Source organism: Acinetobacter equi (assembly GCF_001307195.1).
Taxonomy (GTDB): domain Bacteria; phylum Pseudomonadota; class Gammaproteobacteria; order Pseudomonadales; family Moraxellaceae; genus Acinetobacter; species Acinetobacter equi.
Genome location: NZ_CP012808.1, coordinates 972373 through 997659, shown reverse-complemented (window position 1 = coordinate 997659; position 25287 = coordinate 972373). Strand labels below are relative to the sequence as shown.

General features: G+C 35.9%; 23 protein-coding genes. 16 read left to right on the top strand and 7 right to left on the bottom strand.

Going from position 1 to position 25287, the window contains the following annotated elements; translation table 11 throughout:
* The first annotated feature begins 51 nt into the window (after positions 1-51).
* The 4 genes from uraD (at position 52) to AOY20_RS04615 (ending at position 2327) form a co-directional block, all read left to right on the top strand.
* Positions 52-558, top strand: a complete 507-nt coding sequence (gene uraD / locus AOY20_RS04630; RefSeq protein WP_054580776.1) for a 2-oxo-4-hydroxy-4-carboxy-5-ureidoimidazoline decarboxylase — start codon at positions 52-54, stop codon at positions 556-558.
* Positions 551-877: a hydroxyisourate hydrolase gene (uraH, locus tag AOY20_RS04625; protein WP_054580775.1), complete on the top strand. Its 327-nt coding sequence runs from the start codon at positions 551-553 to the stop codon at positions 875-877. The genes uraD and uraH overlap by 8 nt, the downstream gene beginning before the upstream one ends.
* A 96-nt stretch (positions 878-973) precedes the next feature.
* Positions 974-1717 (top strand): outer membrane protein OmpK, encoded by a 744-nt coding sequence (locus AOY20_RS04620; RefSeq protein WP_054580774.1) that lies wholly within the window; start codon positions 974-976, stop codon positions 1715-1717.
* 100 nt (positions 1718-1817) lie between these two features.
* Positions 1818-2327 carry a GNAT family N-acetyltransferase gene (locus tag AOY20_RS04615; protein WP_054580773.1) on the top strand — a complete coding sequence of 170 codons (510 nt, stop codon included), beginning with the start codon at positions 1818-1820 and terminating at the stop codon, positions 2325-2327.
* Positions 2328-2394: 67 nt separating this feature from the next.
* On the opposite strand, the gene hpxO is transcribed toward AOY20_RS04615, so the two are convergent.
* Positions 2395-3552: an FAD-dependent urate hydroxylase HpxO gene (gene hpxO, locus AOY20_RS04610; protein ID WP_054580772.1), complete on the bottom strand. Its 1158-nt coding sequence runs from the start codon at positions 3550-3552 to the stop codon at positions 2395-2397.
* Positions 3553-3754: 202 nt separating this feature from the next.
* Here hpxO and alc point away from each other — a divergent pair, with 202 nt between their 5' ends.
* The gene (alc, locus tag AOY20_RS04605; protein WP_054580771.1) at positions 3755-4762 is read left to right on the top strand and encodes an allantoicase; all 1008 of its coding nucleotides are present in this window, start codon (positions 3755-3757) and stop codon (positions 4760-4762) included.
* A gap of 138 nt (positions 4763-4900) precedes the next feature.
* Complete coding sequence (locus AOY20_RS04600; protein ID WP_054580770.1) at positions 4901-5401, top strand: ureidoglycolate lyase; 501 nt, start codon at positions 4901-4903, stop codon at positions 5399-5401.
* Positions 5402-5434: 33 nt separating this feature from the next.
* Here the strand turns inward: AOY20_RS04600 and AOY20_RS04595 are convergent, their stop codons facing one another.
* Complete coding sequence (locus tag AOY20_RS04595; RefSeq protein ID WP_054580769.1) at positions 5435-6349, bottom strand: response regulator transcription factor; 915 nt, start codon at positions 6347-6349, stop codon at positions 5435-5437.
* A 3-nt stretch (positions 6350-6352) separates the two neighbouring features.
* Positions 6353-9814 carry a hybrid sensor histidine kinase/response regulator gene (locus tag AOY20_RS04590; protein WP_054580768.1) on the bottom strand — a complete coding sequence of 1154 codons (3462 nt, stop codon included), beginning with the start codon at positions 9812-9814 and terminating at the stop codon, positions 6353-6355.
* Positions 9815-10023: 209 nt separating this feature from the next.
* Between AOY20_RS04590 and urtA the strand changes: the two genes are divergently transcribed.
* The 9 genes from urtA (at position 10024) to AOY20_RS04545 (ending at position 19030) form a co-directional block, all read left to right on the top strand.
* A complete protein-coding gene (gene urtA, locus AOY20_RS04585) occupies positions 10024-11265 on the top strand; it encodes an urea ABC transporter substrate-binding protein (protein WP_054580767.1) in 1242 nt (413 codons plus the stop codon).
* Positions 11266-11345: 80 nt separating this feature from the next.
* Positions 11346-12266 carry an urea ABC transporter permease subunit UrtB gene (gene urtB, locus AOY20_RS04580; RefSeq protein ID WP_054580766.1) on the top strand — a complete coding sequence of 307 codons (921 nt, stop codon included), beginning with the start codon at positions 11346-11348 and terminating at the stop codon, positions 12264-12266.
* Positions 12267-12285: 19 nt separating this feature from the next.
* Positions 12286-13449 carry an urea ABC transporter permease subunit UrtC gene (gene urtC / locus AOY20_RS04575; protein ID WP_054580765.1) on the top strand — a complete coding sequence of 388 codons (1164 nt, stop codon included), beginning with the start codon at positions 12286-12288 and terminating at the stop codon, positions 13447-13449.
* Positions 13446-14204 (top strand): urea ABC transporter ATP-binding protein UrtD, encoded by a 759-nt coding sequence (gene urtD / locus AOY20_RS04570; RefSeq protein ID WP_054580764.1) that lies wholly within the window; start codon positions 13446-13448, stop codon positions 14202-14204. The genes urtC and urtD overlap by 4 nt, the downstream gene beginning before the upstream one ends.
* Positions 14205-14213: 9 nt before the next feature.
* Positions 14214-14912, top strand: a complete 699-nt coding sequence (gene urtE, locus AOY20_RS04565; RefSeq protein WP_054580763.1) for an urea ABC transporter ATP-binding subunit UrtE — start codon at positions 14214-14216, stop codon at positions 14910-14912.
* Between the two features lie 305 nt (positions 14913-15217).
* On the top strand, positions 15218-16261 hold the full coding sequence (locus tag AOY20_RS04560) for an aliphatic amidase (RefSeq protein WP_054580762.1): 1044 nt from the start codon (positions 15218-15220) through the stop codon (positions 16259-16261).
* 33 nt (positions 16262-16294) lie between these two features.
* Positions 16295-17419 (top strand): AAA family ATPase, encoded by a 1125-nt coding sequence (locus AOY20_RS04555; RefSeq protein ID WP_054580761.1) that lies wholly within the window; start codon positions 16295-16297, stop codon positions 17417-17419.
* Positions 17420-17451: 32 nt separating this feature from the next.
* Positions 17452-18630, top strand: a complete 1179-nt coding sequence (gene fmdA, locus AOY20_RS04550; protein ID WP_054580760.1) for a formamidase — start codon at positions 17452-17454, stop codon at positions 18628-18630.
* A gap of 103 nt (positions 18631-18733) precedes the next feature.
* Positions 18734-19030, top strand: coding sequence for an FmdB family zinc ribbon protein (locus AOY20_RS04545; protein ID WP_054580759.1), 297 nt, complete (start codon positions 18734-18736; stop codon positions 19028-19030).
* A 44-nt stretch (positions 19031-19074) separates the two neighbouring features.
* On the opposite strand, the gene parE is transcribed toward AOY20_RS04545, so the two are convergent.
* Together parE and AOY20_RS04535 are read right to left on the bottom strand one after the other, a co-directional pair.
* The gene (parE, locus tag AOY20_RS04540) at positions 19075-20955 is read right to left on the bottom strand and encodes a DNA topoisomerase IV subunit B (protein WP_054580758.1); all 1881 of its coding nucleotides are present in this window, start codon (positions 20953-20955) and stop codon (positions 19075-19077) included.
* Between the two features lie 14 nt (positions 20956-20969).
* The gene (locus AOY20_RS04535) at positions 20970-21554 is read right to left on the bottom strand and encodes a YqiA/YcfP family alpha/beta fold hydrolase (RefSeq protein WP_054580757.1); all 585 of its coding nucleotides are present in this window, start codon (positions 21552-21554) and stop codon (positions 20970-20972) included.
* 205 nt (positions 21555-21759) lie between these two features.
* On the opposite strand from AOY20_RS04535, the gene AOY20_RS04530 reads away from it, so the two are divergent.
* Positions 21760-23091, top strand: coding sequence for an alpha/beta fold hydrolase (locus AOY20_RS04530; RefSeq protein WP_054580756.1), 1332 nt, complete (start codon positions 21760-21762; stop codon positions 23089-23091).
* A 52-nt stretch (positions 23092-23143) separates the two neighbouring features.
* On the opposite strand, the gene AOY20_RS04525 is transcribed toward AOY20_RS04530, so the two are convergent.
* Together AOY20_RS04525 and gshA are read right to left on the bottom strand one after the other, a co-directional pair.
* Positions 23144-23641 carry a disulfide bond formation protein B gene (locus tag AOY20_RS04525; protein ID WP_054580755.1) on the bottom strand — a complete coding sequence of 166 codons (498 nt, stop codon included), beginning with the start codon at positions 23639-23641 and terminating at the stop codon, positions 23144-23146.
* Between the two features lie 17 nt (positions 23642-23658).
* Positions 23659-25236: a glutamate--cysteine ligase gene (gene gshA, locus AOY20_RS04520; RefSeq protein WP_054580754.1), complete on the bottom strand. Its 1578-nt coding sequence runs from the start codon at positions 25234-25236 to the stop codon at positions 23659-23661.
* Positions 25237-25287: the final 51 nt, after the last annotated feature.

The window sequence follows — 25287 nt, the reverse complement described above, 5'->3', positions numbered from 1 at the left end:
CTTTTATTACAATTTTTTCATAAAACATAAGACTGATATAGGAAAAAATCTGTGCTCATTTCTGAATTTAATCAAGCACCATTATCAACAATCAAAGTGTTTCTTCTACATTGTGTCCATATTGAACGATGGGCAGATGAAATTTCAAGACACCGTCCTTTTACATCCAATGAAGCACTTATTACATTTGCAAATCAACAAGCACAATCTTGGTCATGGGATGAAATATTAACAGCTTTAAATACACATCCTCGTATAGGTGAAAAAAATGCCAAGCAAAAATTAAGTGAAAAAGAAGAAATATTTTCAAAAAAAGAACAGGCTCTAATTTCTCAAGATCAAGAAATTTTAGATGAAATTTTTAGAGGAAATTTGGCCTATGAAAAACGCTTTGGCTACATTTTCTTAATTAAAGCTTTTGGTCTAAGCAGTGAAGAAATTTTAACTGCTTTAAATTATAGATTAGTTAATGATCCTGAAATTGAACAACGAATTGTGCACCAACAACTTTTAGAAATCGCGTTGCTACGTTTAACACAGGAAATTCAAAATGATTAGTACTCATATTCTTGACACATATTTAGGTACGCCTGCTAGTGATGTTCTTGTAAAACTATATGACGATCAAAATAAAGTAATTGCACAGGCATTCACCAATCAAGATGGTCGTATTCTTGCAACAGACTTTGCACTAAATGAAATCAATACTGGAGATTATTCACTCGAATTTTTCACTAAAAACTATTATAAATCACTAAGTTTAGAAACCTTTTATCCAAAAGTTGTTATTCATTTTTCAATACAAAATGATCAACAACATTATCATATTCCTTTATTAATCAGTCCCTTTGCTTACTCTAGTTATAGAGGAAGTTAAATTTATTGATTAATTTTTAATTTAATTATTATTTGGCTTTATTTTTGCTTAATAACATGTATGCTTTACACGCTTTTCTTGGGGAAACGACCTTCTATGAAATTTAATCAACTCGCTACTGTTGTAGCGCTTTCTTCCATAGCTGCACTCTCTCACGCTGCTCCAATTTGGCAAGACTTCAGTCTAACTGGCTTGTATGGCAAAAACTATGCCTTACCAGATAATATGGACGATAGTAATAACCAAAGCACCATTACTGCTGAATATACAGCAAAATTAAAGTATGGTGATTTTTTTGGTTTTGTCGATCGTACAGATAATGACTTTAGTAAAGATACTTATTTTGAGGCTTCGCCACGTTTAAGTCTCGGTGCTGTCAGTGGTAAAAAATTAGAGCTAGGTCCAATTAAAGATGTACTTCTTGCAGGGACTTGGGAAGGTGGAAATGACTTCAATAACTACCTATATGGTGTTGGTTTTGATTTAGAAATCCCATATTTCCAATATGCTCAATTAAACCTTTACCGTGCACACAACGATAAAATTAGAAATGATTACCAACTGACATTCGTCTATGGTATTCCATTTAAAATTAGCAATGAAGAATTCCTTGTTGATGGCTTCCTAGACTGGTCAAACTCTACAAAAGATTCAGCGACTAAACCTGGATCACGTAGCGAATTAAACTGGACTAGCCAATGGAAATGGAACGTTGGTCGTCATATTTCACCAGAGACTCGTTTATATCTTGGTGTAGAATACTCTAGATGGCATAACAAATACGGTATCCCTGGTTTAGACCAAAATGATGTAAGTGCTTTAGTGAAATATCACTTCTAAGCATTTATATTTTATAAGTAATACAAAAAAAGCAAGATAATCATCTTGCTTTTTTATATTTTAAAATACGATATATAGACATAAAAATTTGGATTTTTCTATGCTCCCATTCATTATTCGTCCTGCTGAACTAAAAGATTTATCTGAAATACAAGCCATTTATAATCCAGAAGTACAACATGGCTTTTCAACATGGAATGAACAACCTTTTGATTTAGCACATTTTGAAAATATGCTCATACAACTCAAAGCTCAAAATTTTCCATTTTTCGTCATAGAAGATACTAAAAAACAAAAAGTTGCAGGCTATGCAGATTATTCCTCATTTCGATCTTTTACAGGATACCGTCATACCGTTGAACATTCTATTTATGTTTCACCAGAATATACAGGTCAAGGGCTGGGGAAATTACTCTTGCAAAGTTTAATTGACTATGCAAAACAGCATAATGTTCATGTCATGGTGGCTGGCATTGATCATGAAAATTTAGTTTCAATCTATCTCCATGAAAAATTAGGCTTTAAACATACAGGGTATATGCCTGAAGTAGGCAAAAAATTTGGGAAATGGCGTGACTTAGTCCTAATGCAATTACGATTTGAAGAATAAAAAATAAGGAGGCTTTAAGCCTCCCCTTGCTGTAAATCTTATCGTTTTAATTATACTGTTGTTATAATTAATCCAAAGGATTCCCCACAATATTATTAATAATCCCCTGCATGATATGTGGCCCTTGTTCTGTTTTTAAATCTTCATACCATGCTGTCGTTATTTTTTCGTCCTTCATATGAGTTACATCACAACGTTTACGTGCACGTAACACCATCTCCGTAGTGCGTTCGTTACGCTTGTTCTGATATCTCCTTAATGAGTCTTCCAAACTCAGAGTATTAATCTGCAAAGATCGTGCCAAATAAATAGCATCCTCCATCGCCTGGCATCCACCTTGTCCAATATCTGGTGTCGTGCTATGCGCTGCATCTCCAACAATCACAACTCTTCCCTTGTAGAATTGCATGAATGGATCAATATCATGAATTTCTACACGATTTGTTTTCTGCTCATCAATAGCATCAATAAGCTTTTGAACTTGTGGACACCATCCTGAAAAATATTTTTTTAATAATGACTTATACTGCATACGATCATTATCTAAACCTGATGGCAGCGGAACATCAAAGAAAAAGTAAAACCTGTGATCTGCAACTGGCATTAAGGATGCGCGTTTTCCCTCACCAACAAAAGTTGTCCATTGCATTGCAGGTGCAATATCTTCTGAAATTTCAACGAGTCCATTCCAATTCACATAGCCTGCATAACGTCGCTCAACTTGCTTCCCTAAAACATATGTCCGAGTAATCGAGTGCGTTCCATCTGCTCCAATTAATAAATCGACATCTATTTCTGTGAGATCTGAAAATTGGACTTTTACAGTATTTTCATAGTCTTGTAATGACACCATTTTTTTAGATAAGTAAATATCCTCTCGACCAAATTCATCCATTAGCATGTTTTGTAAATCAGCACGAGCAACAGGATAAGGGCGCTGTCCAACTTCTTCTATCAAGGGTTGTAGACTAAATTGCGTCATTACATCGCCAGTTAGACCATCAATATATGCAAGGTCATTCATTTGACCTCCTAATTGAGCTAATTGATGTGTTAGCCCCAAATAATTCAAACACTTTACTCCATTTGACCAAAGTGAAATTGCGGCTCCAACTGGCAAAATTTTTTCAGTTTGCTCATAAATTTTTACATCATGTCCAAATTTTTTTAATGCAATTCCTGTTGTTAAGCCTCCCATTCCTGCACCAATAATTGCAATTTTCATTTAAAACTCCTGTGTTAATTTTTAGATTTCTAAGAGTGTTAAAGCGAAAAACATGCCATTTTTTAAATTTGCAGTACTGATTTGAAATGTTGGCACACGCTGTGCATTTATTTTTCAATATGCATTGTTTTGTATCACGATATCGTGATGCTCATTATTTAAATGAATAGTCACACTATATAAAGCACAAATGGAAAATAAAATGGCAATACTCCACGCACCTTCTTTTGAAATTCCTGCACCAATACAGCAACTCACCAACTTTGCAGATCTCCGAATTGGTGCAAAAATCATAGATTGCTCAGATGAATTCTTTGCTGAAGCTAAACGTATGTTGCAATTTGATGCACCTATTTTTGTTGAAGATAAATTTGATGATCATGGCAAATGGATGGATGGATGGGAAACTCGTCGTAAGCGCCATTCTGGATATGATTGGGCAATTGTTCAATTGGGGGTTGCAGGAAAAATTAAAGCATTAGATATTGATACAACATTTTTCACAGGAAATTATCCTGCTTCTACGAGTGTTGAAGCATGCTATGCACCAACAGGTGATCTATCTGATGCAGAATGGCAACCTATTCTTACAAATACAATATTAGGACCAAGTCAACACCACTTATTTGATATTTCCTCTAATTCCACATTTACACATGTCCGACTAAATATTTTTCCTGATGGTGGAATTGCACGTTTTCGCGTATATGGTGAAGTCCAAATTCAAATTAAAGATCAATCACAAACTTTAGATTTAATTGCACTAGAAAATGGTGGTCGAATTATTGCTTTTAGTGATGCACACTTTGGACATCCACGTAATTTAATTAATCCTGGTCGTGGCATAAATATGGGGGATGGCTGGGAAACAAAACGTCGTCGCTCACCTGGATTCGACTGGTGCATTATTGCATTAGGTCAAGCGGGTAAAATTGAAAAAATTGATATCGATACGGCTCATTTTAAAGGAAATTACCCTGCTGAAGTTTCTATTCAAGCGATTTATATTGAAGATGCAACAGATCCTCAATTAATTCCACAAAGTATGTTCTGGCCATTTTTACTCGAAGCTCAAGCAATGCAAATGGATCATATTCATCATTATATTCATGAAATTTTACAACATGAAAAAATCTCCCACATTCGGATAAATATGATTCCAGATGGTGGTATTAGCCGTATTCGCTTATGGGGAAATATAGTGAATTAATCACTTATTTTCACGAGTAAAAACACGTACAACTTATATCTTCTTTTATTGTGCTGTTATTTGAACATTCAAAATAAGATGCCAATAAAAGAAGCCATATGAGTTTATTTTTATATTTTTCTTCTTTGGAATTTGGTAATGGTAACTGCAATTAAAATTCAACATCTTACGCAAGAAGGCTTTGCTCCTTTTGGTGAAGTCATTAGTTGTGATGGACATGACTTTTTTCATATCAATAATAAACATACAGAACGTTATCATGCACTTGCAGATCTTAAAACAAATGGAAATTCAAAAATTGGGATCAGTATTTTTAGAAATATAAAAAAAACATTGGTTCCTTTTTCAATCTCAATGCTAGAACGTCATCCTAAAGGTTCCCAAGCTTTTATTCCAATGCAAGGACAACCCTTTTTAATTGTTGTTGCGCCAAATTTAGATGAACATAAACCTGATTTATCAAAAATCAAAGCATTTATTACTGATGGTTCTCAGGGTGTAAATTATCAGATAGGAACTTGGCACCATCCATTATTAACATTAGAAAGCCCAAGCAATTTTGCAGTTGTTGATCGAATTGGTACAGAACCGAATTGTGATATTTATGAGTTTCCAACACCTATTCAATTATTCTTATAATTACATACTTAAAATTAGAATATATTGACGAAATTATGCTGTTGTTAGATTTTGACATGCTGACATCACATGTAATACAGCGGCTGTTCTCGTTTCAACATAGAGTTTTTCAAAAACATGCTCTAAATGTTTATTCACGGTACGAGGACTTAACGATAAAATTTCAGCAATATCTCTGTTTGTTTTTCCCATTGTCACCCAGTGCATCACCTCTGCCTCCCGAGGAGTTAAGTTCGAACAGGCCTGCATAATATCTTCAATACTCGGCATTTGGCTTTGTTCTTTTAATTGTATTAATACATTTCTTTGTGAATAATTATTGTCAATTTTAGTTAATAAATTCAATTGAATCTGTTCTTGACCATATTGCCCATACATAAAACTTGAATGATTGGGATGCTGAATGAGATCTTGTAACCATTGTCTTAAAACGCTTTGAAACTGTTCGATATTCACTTGGTAACGTTGTAATAACTCTTTCACAATTGGGGTTTGCCAAATAATCTCTCCCTTTAAATTTAACGACAAAATTGCACTTCCTGTCGCATCTAGCATTTGCTTTTGTTGATGCATTAAACGCGCTTGTAATAAGTGTGTTTTAACTCGTGCTTGTACTTCATCAATATTTAAAGGCTTTGTAACATAATCAACCCCTCCAACTTGGAAGCCTTTTACAATATATTCTGTTTCAGTCAAACCTGTCATAAAGATAACTGGAATATGTGCAGTAACAGGGCTCGCCTTAAGTTGTATACAACTTTCAAAACCATCCATTTCAGGCATACTACCATCAAGTAAAATCATATCAGGTTGTGAACGATGTGCTATTTCTATTGCGCTAAAACCATTCGTAGCCACTAAAACTTGATAACCTGCCTGATCTAAACTTTCATGCAATAAACTCAAGTTTTCAGGAATATCATCAACAATTAAAATACTTTCTAGCATGTGCTATTTTCCTCTTCTTTCAAGTTTTCGTGATTCTAATTGTGCTTGTAATCTCTGAATGGCATTTTCACAATCGAAGTGTTTTAAGTCTTGCTCAATTTGCCTCCATAAGGGCTCAAACTGGATAAAATCTTGCATACATTGTGCCAATAAAGCTTTTGCTCCTCGAATAAAGCCAATACTCAAATGTTGTTCTAATTGCTGAATTGCATCTTCTAACGTCATGCTACCTGTTGTATAAAAAGTAGGTTTTTCTTCATCCATAAAATGTTCTTGTTCTAATATTTTTTCATAATTTATTTGTTCTAAATTTTCATGCTGATGAAGCCAAGAAAGTCCCAATTTATCGCCAATTTTATTCAGTAATAAATTAAGATCGACAGGTTTTACCAAAAAATCCTCATTTAGAACTTCTGTTTCAGGATTTTGTAATCGTTCATTTGCATCAGCTGAAATAATAATAATTGGAACATTTGTCATTTTATTTTGACGCAATAATTTTGCAGTTTCCCAGCCCCCCAATAACGGCATACTTAAATCCATTAAAATCAAATCTGGTTGAAACACAGGAACTTTTCTTAAGCACTCTAAACCTGATTCAGCCTCTTCTAAAACAAATCCTAAAGGTTTTAAAAAATTAAGAACTAAACCACGATCTGTTGCTTCATTATCAACTACTAAAATTTTTCGACGTTGACCTGAATAACCTGTCACCGTGTTCGTTTCTACATCTGCAATAGGATGAATGACAGATTTAGATGGCAAATAAAGTTTAATTTTAAATATAGATCCATGATTAAGCTGACTACTCACAGTCAACTCACCACCCAAAATATCAACCAATAATTTAACGATTGGCAATCCCAAACCAGTGCCAATAAAACTGCCTTGAAGCACATTTTTTCCACGTTCAAAAGGTTGAAAAATTCGTTCAAGATCAGACTCTGCAATACCACAACCAGTATCATGAACTTCAAAATAAGCTGTTTGAAAGCGATAATCGACCTTAAAAATTACGTCACCTTGTACAGTGAATTTCAAAGCATTACCTAATAAATTAATTAAAATTTGTTTTAGTCTTTTTTTATCAATTCTGACGTATTGAGGGATGTTTTCACTAATTTCTACTTTAAAATTTAGATTTTTTTGAGCAAATTGTGGCTCAAACATATCAGTAATTTGCTGTAAAAAATTTCTAAAATCGACATTTGACATATCTAAGGAAATTTTTCCCGTTTCAATTCTAGCTAAATCTAATAATCCATCAATTAAGGATGTTAAATGCTGTCCACTTCTACTAATTACATCTAATGCAGAAGCACCTTGTTCAGATAAGATTTCTTGTTTTTTTAATAATTGGCTATATCCCAAAATACTATTCAATGGTGTTCTTAATTCATGGCTAATTCCGATTACATAACGGCTTTTAGCTTCATTTGCCTTTTCAGCCAATATTTTTGCATCTTGTAATTGTCGATCTGTAATTTTATGTGCTTCTATTTCATCAATTAATAATCGAGTTTGGGTGTTACTTTCTAACTGTGCTTGCCGACGACTTTCATCGTTTAAAACTAGCCACCAAGCCGCCACACAAAGTAATAAAAACAGAACAACATAAATGCGAATAAATAGTGAAAAAAGAGTATGTTGCTGTGTAATAGAGTAACCTGCTTGGGATACTTCTTGTAAATAAACCAAACTTAAGCTTACAGCCAAGACAACACTTAGCATTAACACTAAAGAAAGATACAAACTAAGACGTGTATTTAAATATTGTAGCCATCGTTTAGGTAAAAATTGAGAAGCAAAAATACGAAGTTGATAAAACCATCTTGCCTTTGGCTTACACAAATCATGACATCTTGCTTCTAAGGTACAACATAAAGAGCAAATTTGATTGTTATATGCAGGACAATCTGCCATATCTGCAGCTTCATATTCATGTTCGCAAACACCACATTTTTGAATATGAAGAAATGTTAGCTCAGGGACTTTACGTGCAATGTAATATTTACCTTGAGTTAAATAGGCAATTAAAGGCACACAAATTAATGCTGTTCCTAGTGCAATAAAACCCGCTAATGCTTTAGCAACTTCACCCCAAACACCTAAGTAGCATAAAATAGAAAGCAAGGTTGCGATAAATAAACTACCTACCCCAACAGGATTAATGTCATATAAATAAGCTCGTCTAAATTCAATTCCTTTCGGGCTTAAGCCTAAAGGCTTACAAATAATAAGATCAGCAACTAAGGTCCCTACCCATGCCAAAGCAACATTACTATATAGTCCTAACACACCTTCGACTGCATGAATAACTCCCAATTCCATCAAAAGTAATGCAATAAAAATATTAAATACTAGCCAAACAACTCGCCCAGGATGGCTATGTGTAAGTCGTGCAAAAAAGTTAGACCATGCCAAAGAACCTGCATAAGCATTCGTCACATTAATTTTAATTTGAGCAATGCATACAAATAAAACAGTTAAAAATAATGCAACTTCTGGATGATCTACCACCTGCTGATAAGCAATCCAATATAAGTAATTAGGATTACTTAATGCACTGCTTGGTACTAAGTATTCCAAGGCTAAAACCATTAATAGCATGCCCATAAAAATTTTTATGAAGCCTGCTAAAATCCATGCTGGACCTCCTAAAAATACGGCCCAATTCCATTTTTTTTGAATATTTTTTTTATTTGGTAAAAATCGAAGATAATCAACCTGCTCCCCAATTTGGGTCACAAGTGCAAATAAAATTGTACAAGACGCACCAAAAAAGACCAGATTAAAACCAGCGCTTTCACTTTTTACGCCCGACATAAGTGCAATATCATGAATAAGCGTAGGGTGTTTCACCAAAACAAAACACCATGGCAATAACAATAAAAAAATCCAAATTGGTTGTGTAATTGCTTGTACTTTATTAATAAAACCAATGCCTTTAACAACAAGTGGAAGAATAATGAGTGCAGATAGTAAGTAACCGATACTCAGTGGTATACCTAAGCCCAATTCTAAAGCCAATGCCATAATGGCAGCTTCAAAAGCAAAAAAGATAAAGGTAAAACTTGCATAAATGACAGATGTAATAGATGAACCAATATAACCGAAACCTGCACCACGGGTGAGTAAATCAATATCTACATTATATTTCGCGGCATAATAAGCAATTGGCCAACTTGTCAAAAATATAATTATTGAAACAACAACAAGTGCCCAAAATGCATTGCTAAAACCATATTGCCAAAGCATGGTTGCACCCAATGCTTCCATAGCAAGAAAACTGACTGCGGCTAATGCTGTATTAGTTACTGTCCATAAAGACCACTTACGAACAGATTGAGGTGCATAGCGAAGTGCGTAATCTTCAATACTTTCATCTACAACCCACGTATTATATTTTCTTCGTGTTGGGATCACACGCTGTGGAGCTTGATTTGAACGAGTATTAGAGTCCATAACGCAATCTAAATTTTCTGAATTTATGCAGCAATCGAACAGCAAAAAACATGCCTATAACATGAACAAAAAAGATCATTTTTTATACGCATTGATATACGTAAAGTAACGTATATGCTCAGTCATCAACTCCCCTTAGGCTTGAATGCATACCAAGCGCATTCGATTTAAAAGCGCCAATACATTGATTTAGCTTCGGGGGAATCCACATGTCTTTAAAACTAAAAGTAAAAACTTCTCATTTACTTGCAGGCTTGATCGCTGTTCCATTTTTAATGGCACCTTTGGTCGTCAGTGCCAGTAGCGTTCCTGCAACAGCAAAAGTAAATACTACTAAGCTTAATGTCACAGATAAATTTGTTTACGTTGGTCAATTACACTCAGCGACAGGCACCATGGCAATTTCTGAAACAGGTGCAATTCAGGCTGAACGTCTCGCGATTGAACAAATTAATAAGCAAGGCGGTATTCTAGGGCGACAAATTAAAATTATTCAGGAAGATGGTGCATCGGATTGGCCAACTTTCGCAGAAAAAGCTCGTAAATTAACGGAAAAAGACCGCGTTGCTGCAATTTTTGGTTGCTGGACATCTGCATCACGTAAAGCAGTACTACCAATCATTGAGCGTAATAACTCATTATTGTATTACCCAACATTTTATGAAGGTTTAGAACAATCTAAAAATGTTATTTATACAGGTCAAGAATCAACTCAACAGGTTTTAGAATCATTAAATTGGTTAGCACGTGAGAAAAAAGCAAAAACTTTCTATCTTATTGGCTCTGACTATATTTGGCCACGTACCACAATGAAAATTGCACGTACGCATATTGAAAAAGTACTTAAAGGTAAAGTCGTAGGTGAAGAATACTACCCTCTTGGTCATACTCAATTTGGTTCACTTATCAATAAAACAAAATTGAAAAAGCCTGATGCAATTGTGACTGCTGTGGTTGGTGGATCAAACGTTTCATTCTATAAACAATTAAAAGCAGCTGGAGTAACTGGTAAGAAACAAACGCTTCTTACATTCTCTGTAACTGAAGATGAGTTACTTGGAATTGGCGGTGAAAACATGGCTGATTTCTACTCTTCAATGAAGTATTTCCAAAGTATTAACAATCCAAATAACATCGCATTTGTAAAAGCATTTAAAGCAAAATATGGTCCTAAAGCTGTTGTTGGTGATGTAACTCAAGCTGCCTATTTAGGTCCATGGTTATGGAAGGCAGCAGTTGAAAAAGCAGGTAGCTTCGATGTTGCGAAAGTGACTAAAGCATCTCCTGGTATTGATTTAAAAACAGCACCTGAAGGCTATGTCAAAATTGATGCAAACCACCATGTTTGGAGCAGATCACGCATTGGTCAAGCACTTCCAAATGGTCAATTCAAAGTGGTTTATGAAACTAAAGATCTAATCAAACCAAATCCTTTCCCTAAAGGCTACTAATAACAGCCCAAATATCAGGAGAAATTATTTCTCCTGATTTTTATTCCACACATTTTATTTAAAGCTTGGAGGATGATGCGATGGATTTATCATTTGCAGAATTCGGTGCAATATTTGCGATGCAAGGCTTTAATGGTCTATCAGTATTCTGTGTGCTGTTATTAATGGCACTAGGCCTTGCAATTATTTTTGGACAAATGGGCGTTATTAATATGGCACATGGGGAGTTCCTCACTATTGGTGCTTATACGACGTTTGTACTCTCTACATTAACAGAAAGCTATTTCCCTGAATTACTTCCTTATTATTTCATTATTGCCATTGTGGCTGCATTTCTAACTGCTGGAATTGTGGGCTATATGGTTGAACGACTCATGATTAGTCGGCTTTACCAACGCCCTCTGGATACGCTCCTTGCAACATGGGGGCTTAGCTTAATTATGCAGCAAATTTTCCGTTCAATATTCGGGCCAAAGGAAGTCAGCCCAACACTACCAGATTGGTTAATGGGTTCATATCAACCAACAGAAACAATTGATATTCCAATCAATGGCTTATTCCTTGTTGGTGTGACTTTACTTGTCACTGCTTTTGTTTATTTCCTGATTTATCGCTCTCGTTGGGGTTTACAACTTCGCGCAACCAACCAAAACCGTTTTATGAGTGGTGCTGTAGGGATTAATACAAAGCGCGTTGATAGTTTAACTTTTGCTCTAGGTTGTGGCTTGGCAGGAATTGCAGGAGCTGCATTCACTACGATTGGTTCAACAGGTCCAACTGCTGGCTCTTTATATATTGTCGATACCTTCTTGGTGGTTGTTTTTGGTGGCGCTGCAAGTTTACTTGGCACAATTGCATCAGCATTCAGTATTGCTCAAGCACAATCAATTTTAGAATTCTTCCTTTCAGGATCTGTTGCAAAAGTCATTACCTTAGCAACGGTCATCATTATCTTGATGCTTCGTCCTCAAGGTTTGTTCTCAATAAAAGTACGTAAATAGGTATTCAGGAGAGATTGATATGAATAATCCATTGAATGCCTTTTTAGGCGGAAAAGAAGGTGCGATCGGCTTAGCTATTTTGGCAGTATTAATCTTGCTAGTTATGCCCATGTTTCTTGATATTTTCCGTCTTAATTTAATGGGCAAATATTTAACATTTGCATTCGTTGCCATTGGCTTAGTGCTATGTTGGGGACACGGCGGTATTTTAAGTTTAGGTCAAGGCATTTTCTTTGGTGTTGGTGGCTATTGTATGGCAATGTTCTTAAAGCTTGAAGCTTCAGACATGCAAAGTACAGCAGCTCAAACTACACCAGGTATTCCTGACTTTATGGATTGGAATCAAGTCACGAGCCTACCTAGTTTTTGGGAACCCTTCCATAGCTTTGGTTTTACCTTATTTGCCATTATTGTTATTCCTATTTTACTGGCATTTATTATTGGCTTTGCCATGTTTACACGTCGTGTAGGTGATGTTTACTTCTCAATTATCATGCAAGCAATTGCTGCCATCTTAACGATTCTCATTATTGGTCAACAAGGTTTTACAGGTGGCATTAACGGTATTACAGATTTAAAAACACTACACGGTTGGGATATCCGCACCGATGAAGCCAAATATATTTTGTACTATATCAATGCCTTATTACTAATTGCTGTGATTATGATTAGCCGCTTTGTGCTTAGTTCTAAATTGGGCAGATTACTTTCGGCAATGCGAGATAAAGAAGAACGTGTCCGTTTTTCTGGCTATAACGTAGCAATGTATAAAATCTTTATTTTCTGTTTTGCCGCAGTAGTTTCAGCAATTGGCGGTGCCATGTTTACGCTACAAGTCGGCTTTATGTCACCCACTATTATTGGCATTGTACCTTCCATTGAGATGGTGATTTTAGCTGCTGTTGGGGGTCGTTTATCTCTTCTCGGTGCAGTTTACGGTGCAATTCTCGTAAATTTAGGGAAAACCTACTTTTCCGAAGCTTTCCCTGAATTATGGCTATTCCTTTTAGGTGGTTTATTCATTGGTGTTGTGATGTTCTTACCTAATGGTTTAGCGGGAGTATATGAAAAATATGTACGTCCACTCTTCATTAAAAAGAAAACCATCGATCAATCCTCTCCACCACCAAATCATAATTCTGATCAAGATGTTCAGCCTATTACTGAAGGATGTGTAAAATGAAACCCATCGGTGTAGAAATGAATAAACCCGTCTTGGTCATTGAAGATCTTACGGTATCGTTTGATGGCTTCAAAGCCGTCAGTGATCTAAACTTTTATTTAGATAAAGATGAAGTTCATGTTGTTATTGGCCCTAATGGTGCAGGAAAAACCACTGTTCTCGATCTCATTTGCGGAAAAACAAAAGCAACTTCTGGTTCTATTAAATTTAATGATATTGAACTGACTAAATTACGTGAATTTGAAATTGTTCGTAAAGGCGTTGGGCGTAAATTTCAAAACCCGAATATTTATGAAAATTTAAGTGTTTATGACAATTTAGAAATGTCATTTCCACGTGGTCGTAATGTATTTGGTTCTTTATTTTTCCGTAGAACCAAAGATGTTGAAGACCGTATTCAAGAAATTGCTGCAAAAATTTTCTTAACAGATTTTCTTGATACACCATCTGCCCTCCTTTCTCATGGACAAAAGCAGTGGCTCGAAATTGGGATGTTGCTTATGCAAGATCCTGAACTACTCATGCTAGATGAGCCTGTTGCAGGAATGAGTGTTTCTGAGCGTGAACAAACTGCTCAATTACTTAAAGAAATTAGTGTGGGACGTTCAGTTTTAGTCATTGAACATGACATGGAATTTGTGAAAACCATTGCAGATAAAGTAACTGTTCTTCATCAAGGTAAAATTTTAGCTGCGGGGAAAATGGATGATGTACAAAACGACCCTAAAGTTATTGAAGTTTATTTAGGACACTAAGGAGATGCTATGAGCGGTTTATTAGAAATTCAATCTTTGTGTTCTGGTTATAAACAAAGTCAAGTCATTCATAATCTAGAACTCATCATTAAGCCTAAAGAAATTGTTGCAATTATGGGACGAAATGGGATGGGAAAAACCACTCTTTTCAAAACACTTATTGGTGATATTAAAAATACGCAAGGTGAAATTAAACTCGATGGAAAAAATTTAGAAAAACTCGATCCATACCAACGTGTAGAAAATGGTGTGGCTTATGTTCCACAAGGTCGTATGATTTTTTCTACCATGTCTGTTTTAGAGAATATTCAAACAGGTTTACCCGCTTCAGCACATGGAAAAGTTCCCGATGATCTTTATGAGCTTTTCCCAGTACTTTGGGACATGCGAAAACGTAAGGGTGGAAATCTATCGGGTGGACAACAACAACAGCTTGCCATTGCACGTGCATTGGCAACAAACCCCAAAGTTTTACTACTTGATGAACCTACCGAAGGTATTCAGCCCTCTATTATTAAAGATATTGCGAAAACCTTAAAAGAAATTCGAGATCAGCGTGATTTAACGATTGTTGTTTCTGAACAAGTTCTCAGCTTTACTATGGCAATGGCAGATCGTTTCTTTGTATTAGATAAAGGTAAATTTGCTTACGAGAATATTCGTGAAAATGTAGATGAAGCTACGATTAGTAAATACCTTTCAGTTTAATTTTTTGAAATCTATCCCTTAGTTTTCTGAGGGATTTTTTATTCTCTACAACTCAATAATTAAAATATTTTTAATCTAATTTACTTCTATTTCATATTTTAAATACGTATCACCTTATACAAAACAATCCTATTGCTTCACAAAACGTTATTCATTCCTTAAAAAATTCCTTTTACTTTGAATGAAGTGCCGTAATGGATCTCATGCCCATATACGCAATTCAACGTATTTTGCTACGGCACTTTTCACGCGAAACTCTCAACATAAAATTTAATTTGAATTTATCAAAAATAGGAGTGTTTAACATGCGTCATGGTGATATTTCAAGCAGTCCTGATACCGTTGGTGTAGCAGTTGTAAATTATAAAATTCCACGTTTACACACAAAAGCTGAAGTTCTAGAAAATGCGAAAAACATTGCTGAAATGCTAAAAGGAATTAAACAAGGGATTCCTGGTATGGACCTAGTTGTTTTTCCAGAATATAGCACGATGGGCATCATGTATGACCCAAATGAAATGATGGAAACAGCAGCGACTATTCCCGGTGATGAAACTGCAATTTTTTCACAAGCATGTATTGAAGCAAATGTCTGGGGTGTCTTTTCAATTACTGGAGAACAGCACGAAGAGCATCCTCATAAAGTTCCTTATAACACATTAATTCTGATTAACAACAAAGGGGAAATTGTTCAAAAGTACCGCAAAATCATTCCTTGGTGTCCAATTGAAGGTTGGTGTCCTGGCGATACAACTTACGTTACCGAAGGTCCTAAAGGCATCAAAATGTCTTTGATCATCTGTGATGATGGTAATTATCCTGAAATTTGGCGTGACTGTGCCATGAAAGGCGCTGAACTTGTCGTACGTTGCCAAGGCTATATGTATCCTGCTGCTGAACAGCAAATCAATATGGCGAAATGTATGGCATGGGCAAATAACGTCTATGTTGCCGTTGCAAACTGTACTGGTTTTGATGGTGTTTACACCTACTTCGGTCATTCAGCAGTTGTTGGCTTTGACGGCCGTACCTTAGGTGAATGTGGCACTGAAGAAAACGGCATTCAATATGCACAATTATCTCTTCATGAAATCCGAGATGCACGTAAATACGACCAATCTCAAAACCATTTATTCAAATTATTACATCGTGGTTATACCGGTGTTTATAACAATGGAGATGGTGATAAAGGCGTTGCAGATTGTCCTTTCGACTTCTACAAAACATGGGTATTGGATGCCCAAAAAGCACAAGAAAATGTTGAAAAAATTACGCGCTCAACCATTGGCGTTGCCGAATGTCCAATTGGGAACTTACCTCATGAGGGCTTAGAAAAAGAAGCATCTTAATTATTTTCAATATATTCAAAGGAGGTACGTCATATGACTTTTGCCAGCGATCGTATAAATGCAAATCAAGAAACTTTAGTTCAGCAACGTTATGACATGCAAAGCAAAGAACGTATTGCACGTACCTCTCGCTTTAGCTTTGATCCTGAAAAAGTCATGAAACATCTTCGTGATCATATTATTGGACAAAGTGCCGCACTTGATGAAATTGAAAATATGCTCATTACAGTCAAAGCTGACTTTAATGCCTCACATCGTCCATTGGCTGTCACATTGATGCTTGGTCCAACTGGTGTAGGAAAAACTGAAACTGTGCGCTTAATTGCAGAAGCCATACATGGAAAGCCTGATGCTTTTTGCCGCATTGATATGAATACACTGGCACAAGAACATTATGCAGCTGCATTAACAGGTGCACCCCCAGGTTATGTGGGTTCAAAAGAAGGTAATACTTTATTTGATGAAGCACATTTACAAGGTAGTTTTTCAAAACCGGGCATTGTTTTATTTGATGAAATTGAAAAAGCCAGTACAGAGGTCATTCGTGGTTTGCTCAATGTTCTCGATACAGGAACATTAAAACTTACAGCAGGAACAAAAACCTTAGACTTTAAAAATTGCCTTATTTTTATGACCAGTAATATTGGTGCTAAAGAAGCACAAGCACGCTTGAAGTTACTATCTAAACTTCCAAAACCTATCCAAAAGCTCGCTGAATTTAGCAAATTGGATGATTCACAAATTACTGAACGTGCTTTACATAAAAAGTTTGATCCTGAATTTTTAAATCGTATTGAACGAATTTTGCATTATCACGCTGTGCCATCAGAGTTCGTTTCAACACTTGTAGATCTGGAAGTTGAAAAACTTAATCAACGCCTTCAAAAGCAAAGCCGAACAGTCTCATTAAGTGAAAAAGCAACTGTCTTTTTATCTACAGGACATGATATTCGCTTTGGTGCTCGTGGTTTAAGTCGTCGTTTTCGCGTATTAATTGAGCCACAATTAGCTCGATTTATTATGCAACATCCTGATGCAGATCATATCCAAATCGATTTTGATGGAACACGTTTAACTCTTCAATCACAACAAATAGAACTTTCTATTTCCCATTCAAATTCACTAATTCATGACATTACACACAACACAAAAAACTAAGCTTTATTTGACCTTCACATAGGGGATAAATCATGCAACATATTAAAATTAAGCCTGGGGTACCACTTGCAGAACAAGCGGAAATTGGACATAACCGCTGGCACCCAGACTTACCATTTTTAACATCAGTCAAACCGGGCGAAGAAATTTTAATTGAAAGTTTAGACTTTCTAGATGCCCAAATTAAAGATACCGATGATATTGATGATGTCAAAAATGTGGACTTAACCAGAGCTCATCCATTAACAGGTCCTTTTTATGTAGAAGGTGCTGAACCGGGTGATCTTTTGGTAATTGACCTACTTGATATTCAACCCATTTCAGATGTTGGTTTTTCAGGTGTCTTTGCCAAAGAAAATGGTGGTGGTTTTCTTGCAGATTATTTCCCCGAAGCAGATAAAGCCATTTGGGATTTAAAAGGCTTATTTGCAACGTCTCGTCATATTCCGGGCGTACGTATTGCAGGACTAAAGCATCCAGGCTTAATGGGCACACTTCCTTCTCATGATTTACTTAAAGAATGGAACCGTCGTGAAGCATTACTTGTTCCAAAAGGTCAAGCTAACCCACCAGATCCACGGACTGCGGTACTTCGTGGTGTAAAAGGTCCTGAATTTGATCGTATGGCGGCAGAAGCAGCCCGTACCGTACCACCGCGTGAACATGGTGGTAATACAGATATCAAAGATCTTGCCGCAGGTAGTCGTATTTATTTCCCTGTTTATCAAAAAGGTGCTGGCTTCTCCATGGGAGATTTACACTTTTCTCAAGGCGATGGTGAAATTGGCTTCTGTGGCGCCATTGAAATGGATGGTGTAACACGCGTTGGTTTCGACCTGATTAAAGGTGGTATGGAGAAATATAATATCGACTCACCTATTTTCGTTCCAAGTAATGTACGCCCAGCTTACGATCAATGGCTAACCTTTGAAGGTATTAGCGTTGAAGATGGTGTGAACTACTATTTAGATGCAACAGTGGCATATCGCCAAGCATGCTTAAAAGCCATTAAATACTTAGAAAACTTTGGTTTTACAGGCTCACAAGCCTATATGTTATTAACGGCTGCACCTGTTGAAGGTCGTATTGGAGGTATTGTCGATATTCCAAACTGTGCTTGTACGGTTTCTTTACCAACATCTATTTTTGAGCAAAACATCTTGCCGCAAGGTGCATTAAACGATAATAAATTCTGGGGACATAAACGCTAAGTTGATGATCCATAATTTTAAAAAAAATTGAGTTTATTGGATAGTGATTATCGCATTCATTCACTATCCACTTTTTAAATGCATTTATATTGGAGTATTAGAGATGCCGTTATACGATTTCCGTTGTGAACATTGTGAAGGAATTTTTGAACAACGAGTTCCTATTGCCCGTATTTCAACAGATACTATTGAATGCCAATATTGCAAACAACAAACTCTAGCTAAACCAATGATCACAGGTCATCAACAAATCAATATGAAAACTAAATGGCGACCTAATTCAGGAGCAGAACAATTAGCAGGTCCATTGGTTGGTGGACCGGGAACACAAAAAAATAGCGCTCGAAACTCAGTTTTACATAATTGTCGTGGTGTAAACTGCTCACTTTGTGAAGTATAAATTTCATAAAAAAAACCCACATTGTGGGCTTTTTTATATGAAATTTAGACAGTAATGTCTGCCAAATTACCTTTTTGTTCTAACCATAATTTACGATCAGATGAACGTTTCTTTGCAAGTAATTTATCTAATAAACCTGCTGTGAATTGGCTATCATCTAAATCTAACTGTACTAAACGACGAGTATCAGGATCCATTGTAGTTTCACGAAGCTGACTCGCATTCATCTCACCCAAACCTTTGAATCGTGTAATTTGAGGATTCTTGGCTTTACATTTTTTCAAAATCGCCTCTAATTCCTCATCATCTAAGGCATAGTGAACATCTTTAGCATCATCAATACGGTACAGCGGTGGCATTGCAACAAACAAATGCCCTTCCTCAACCAATGTTGGGAAATGCTTCACAAACAATGCACACAATAAAGTCGCAATGTGTAAGCCATCAGAATCTGCATCGGCCAGAATACATACCTTACCATAACGTAATTCTGATAAATCATCAGAACCTGGATCTACACCAATTGCAATCGCAATATCATGTACTTCCTGAGATGCTAAAACCTCATCTGAAGAAACTTCCCACGTATTTAAAATTTTCCCGCGAATCGGCATGATCGCTTGGAAATTTTTATCTCGTGCTTGTTTTGCAGAACCACCCGCAGAATCACCTTCCACAATAAATAGTTCAGATTCTTCTAAAGTATGACCCACACAATCTGCCAACTTACCAGGTAATGCTGGACCTGAAACAATTCTTTTACGTTCAACTTTTTTCGCAGCTTTTAAACGACGTCCTGCCTTAGCAATCACCATTTCAGCCAATTGCATTGCTACGTCTGAATTTTGGTTCAACCACAATGCAAAAGCATCTTTAGCAATATTTAAAACTACAGCTGACGCCTCACGGCTTGAAAGGCGTTCTTTTGTTTGACCTGAAAATTGAGGCTCTTGAAACTTCAACGACAGAATATAGTTCACTCCATCCCAAACATCTTCTGCAGTAAGTTTTAAATTACGTGGTAATAAATTACGTAATTCACAGAACTCACGAATCGCATCCGTTACACCTGAACGTAAACCATTTACATGCGTACCGCCTTGAGCTGTTGGAATTAAATTCACATAACTTTCTTGAATTTGTTCGCCACCCTCAGCATTCCAACAAATCGCAAATTCTGCACTGGCTCTTTCCGCTTCACCATTCGCCACAAAAGCAGGTGCAGGCACAATTTCACGATCTTCAAGCTCATCCATTAAATAATCGACAAGCCCATTTTCAAATTGCCAAACGATTTTTTCATCGTTAATTTTATCAATATACGTAATTTCTAAACCAGCAGCTAAAACAGCTTTGGCTTTTAAATTATGTTTCAATGCTTTTAAAGCAAATTTTGGTGAATCAAAATATTTTTCATCTGGCCAAAAATGAACAGTAGTACCTGTTGCACGTTTAGGTGCTTTACCTTCTAAAATATCTAATCCAGAAACAGGATCACCATTTTCAAACGCCATCTTATATAAATTACCTTGGCGCTGAACTTGAACTTCCACACGATGAGATAAAGCATTTACAACCGAAATACCTACCCCGTGCAAACCACCTGAAAATTGATAATTATCGGTGCTGAACTTACCACCCGCATGAAGCTTGGTTAAAATAATTTCAATACCACTTTGACCATATTCAGGATGAATGTCGACAGGCATACCACGGCCATTATCTTCTACAGACAATGAACCATCTTTATATACTGTTACGGTAATTTTATTTGCATGACCTGCAAGTGCCTCATCGACCGCATTATCAATCACTTCCTGTGCCAAATGGTTTGGACGTGACGTATCAGTGTACATACCAGGACGACGACGTACTGGATCTAAACCAGATAAAACTTCAAGTGATTGAGCCGTATATTGAGACACGTGTTTCGGTTTCCTTATTTTATGCTGTCCGATAAAAACTGAATAATCATGGGGATTTTTTCTGCAAAATTATCCATTCCATGATTGCCTTTTGTTTCAGTAATCAGCATGGACTGATGTGTTACTGCGCTATAATAACGCTGTGCTTCGCGATAATCCAAAATTTCATCATCTTGTTGTAATAACACGAGCACTTTGCTTGCATCTTGCACAAATGGTGCTGCAAGCTGTTCTAAATCATTTAATTGAGTATCATCTAATGTCCATTGCTCTGTCACTTTCAATGGGATTTTATCTTGACCAAATAATTTTCTAAATAATATCCAAGGTTGAATCGCAGGATTAATCATCACTGCTGGAAGATGATAGCGACTCGCCAATTGCGTAGCATAAAATCCCCCTAAACTACTTCCTACTAAAACAACTTGTTCTAATTGTTGAATCTGCAAGGAAAGTTCCTCTAACACCTGTAATGGTGGCATATTCAAATCTGGTAAATAAATTTGATGCTCAGTATATTGTTCAATATATCTTTTTAACAATATACCTTTGACCGAATTTGAATTACTTAAAAAGCCATGCAAATAAATAATATTCATATTTTGCAAATACTAGTTAAAATATATACAATAGTTTCATCAAATAAGTCACTCTTTTTTAATTGCACAGATAAAAATTAAAGTTTATATAAATAGAACTATATGCTTCAGCAAAGGAAAAGAAATAACGTATATAACCCCAAATTTATACCGTGAATGCAAATGAAAATAAAGTGTTTCTTCAAATGAGAGGATACAAATCACAATGGCTAGCTTAACCCCCCTACATGAAACCTATTGTAAATGGGATCAGACACCTCCCAGTCAAGCAGATGTGCTCGAAGGTCTTGCACAGCTGGTTAGTACACCGATTAGTAATGTAGTCCGTGAAATTATTTTAGCCATTCAACGCGAAATAGCAGTGAGTCTATTTGGTTTTAATCTATATAAAACCCAACAATTACAAAAAAAATCTTATGTGCAAAATTTTTATAAACATTCATTCGACTCATTACAAAATTATGGTAGCCATTATTTAGCACCGAGCCTACGACATATTATTGAAAAATTTCCAAAATTGCATGAAAAGCCATTAACGCCAAAACTACATTTTCTTCTTGGAGCACTCAATGGCATATTCGGCGACTATTTATTAGAAAATCATAATCCTATGGGTTTACCCATGACTTTATATGACCATTATGGTTCCGTACAACAAGGTGAACTTAATGGTCATATCGTCATCTTTATTCATGGATTGTGCATGAATCATTTAGATTGGTCACACTATCAATATGGCGATATTGGTGAAAAGTTGTTAGCTCAACGTGCACATAACACAATGCTCTATCTAAACTATAATACAGGTCGAAGAATTTCAGCGAATGGACGAAGTCTCTCTAACATTCTTGAAGATCTGATTACAAAAAATCCAAACATTACAGAAATTAGTCTAATTGGACATAGCATGGGTGGTCTTATTGCAAGGAGTGCTCTCTTTTATGCAAAGCAAAATATGTATCGTTGGTTTCACCATGTTGAAAACTTAGTATGTATTGGTTCACCCCATCATGGCGCAATGCTCGAACGGCTTAGTTTTAATTTACAAGATAAATTAGGGCGCCTTCCTATTATTAAAATTCTCAGTCAATTGGTAAATATTCGTAGTAATGGTATTTTAGATTTACGTTACGGTAGCGTTCGTGATGATGATTGGGAACATAATGATGCAAGAATTGGCTCCCTAGATGACAATCGAAAGCCTGCTCCATTACCTTCTCACATTAACACTTTTTTTATTGCAGGTACAATTGAGCAAGAAAATAAAGAAATTTCTGCATTAAAAGCAATTGGTGATTATTTAGTGAGTGTTAGCAGTGCTTTGGGAGAACATCCAGATCCTCGCTTTCATTTAAAAGTACCTGATGCACATAAAGCCATTTTTTATGGGCTCAATCATTTAGAAATTCAGTATCATCCATGTGTAGCTGAACAGATTGCGCGTTGGTTCTATCCACCTCAAAAATCTACAGATGGCGAACATATTCAAAAACATATTATTGATTTAGAAAAATTTAAAAATATTGCTTTAACTTAATAAATCGCAAGAAAATAAAAAAGAGCCAATCAATATTGGCTCTTTTTTTAATTTATGCAGGATATTTTCTAAATAACTGCCATAAGCTAATAATTGCTAATAAGCTAAAGAAAACTAAAGACCACACTGGCAATGATTGTCCTAAGAAAGTCCAATCAATCAATGCACATTCACCAGAACCTTGTAAAACCTGTTGGAACACTGATTTTAATGGCAATGTATCCAACCAATAATCTAAGCCAGGACCACAGCTTGGAACTTGATCTGGTGGTAAATGCTGTAACCATACATGACGTGCCGCAACACCCACCGACCATAAAATTCCAGCAGTGCCTAAAAATGTATAAATTCGTTTAAATGTATTTGAAATTGGATTATGAATAAAAGCAATTAGAGAAAAAATTCCTAATGCAATTAATCCAACGCGTTGAAATACACATAATGGACATGGTTCTAAACCTTGTACATGTTCTAAATACAAGGCAAATGCCATACCAACCATGCTGGCTAAAAATAATAAACCGCTAACGAAGCGATAACTCCATTTCATCGGTCACCTCTTAATTTTTATCTATAATCAGTAAGATATTCTTTAAATGACTTACTATTATCTTCTTCAAGTTGTTGTTGATTTTGAATAGAAATTTTTGCAACTTCATCAAAATAGGCTAATGTTTTTTTGCTTAATTTATGTGTTTCATAAACCGCTGCATGTTGTACCGCAAGATGACTACCAAATCCCCACGTTCCACCATACTCAATCGTATCTTCAATAACACCAACAGATAATGTTTCATCGACGTCGGCAGTACGATTAAGCATCGTTTTTAATGCTTGAGAATAGATCTTTGTTTTATACGTATCATCAAGCAATTGTGAAAATGGCTGCATGTGTAAAAGGTGTTTACTTAACCACTCTTGTACAGCATATTCATGATCATTCTCATGAATTTTAGCATTTGGAGCACGACCACGGTTAACAATTTCTGTTTGATTTTGTTCTATTTGATTTTGTTCATCACCAAGTAATTCTGGACTATCTTGTAATAAACAATACAGTGCTAAAACTTCTAAGAATCCAGCTGTATCTTCATCAATACCAATTGGGCTATAAGGATTAACATCGACAGCACGCAATTCAACATAACCAACACCACGGTTTTGTAATGCTTCAGATGGCGTTTCACCATCCTGAGGAACCTGTTTTGGTCGAACTAAACTGTAATATTCATTTTCAATTTGTAATACATGGTCATTAATTTGTGTTGGCTCGCCCTGTTTATCTTCTAAACCTAAACGTGTAAAACGTTTATATGGCGTTTTAACTGCTTTTTGCAAACCTTCCAAATAACCTTTTAAGTTATTGTAATGAATGCCTAATTCTTTTTGAGCTGAGTTTTGATAACCAAAATTTCCCATTCTCAAAGCTGTTGCATAGGGTAAAAATAATGTTCCGCCTACCAATGGCAACAAATGGTGATCACGCCCAGTCATAAAACATTTACAAACTGACGGACTAGCACCAACCAAATACATTACAAGTGGTGTTAAACGAATAAAATTACGAATCAAGCCAAAATAACGATGACTGCGATAATCTTGAAGCGATAATGCTTTTAACTCTTCATCGGTTTCTTTTTCTTGTAAAGCTTCAAATAATTGATCAGGGAAAGATAAATTATAATGTACGCCTGAAATCGTCTGCATACGACGACCATAACGAATACCTAAACCATGACGATATAAAGTTTTAAAACGACCAATATTTGATGTGCCATATTGCGCCAAACGAATACTTTCTTCTGTATCATCTAACATACAAGGCATAGATAATGGCCATAATTTTTCGCCATTTTCTAAATGACGATGAACAACAGCGTGAATATCTCTTAAATAATTCAGTACCTGATCAATCGTTTCTTGAGGAGGTGTAATAAACTCCATCAAAGCTTCAGAATAATCTGTTGTAATATGTGGATGGGTTAATGCTGAACCTAAAGTTTTTGGATGATCTGCTTGAGATAAAAAACCATTGCTTTGCATACGCAAGCTTTCACGTTCAATACCACGCAACATTCCCTTGACGTGCGACGAATCCACCCAATTTGGTAAAATATTTGGAATATTCGTTTGGGGTTGACTCATTACAATCTCGCTTTTCAAAAGAAACCACAGAAACCATCAGTTGATTTAAAT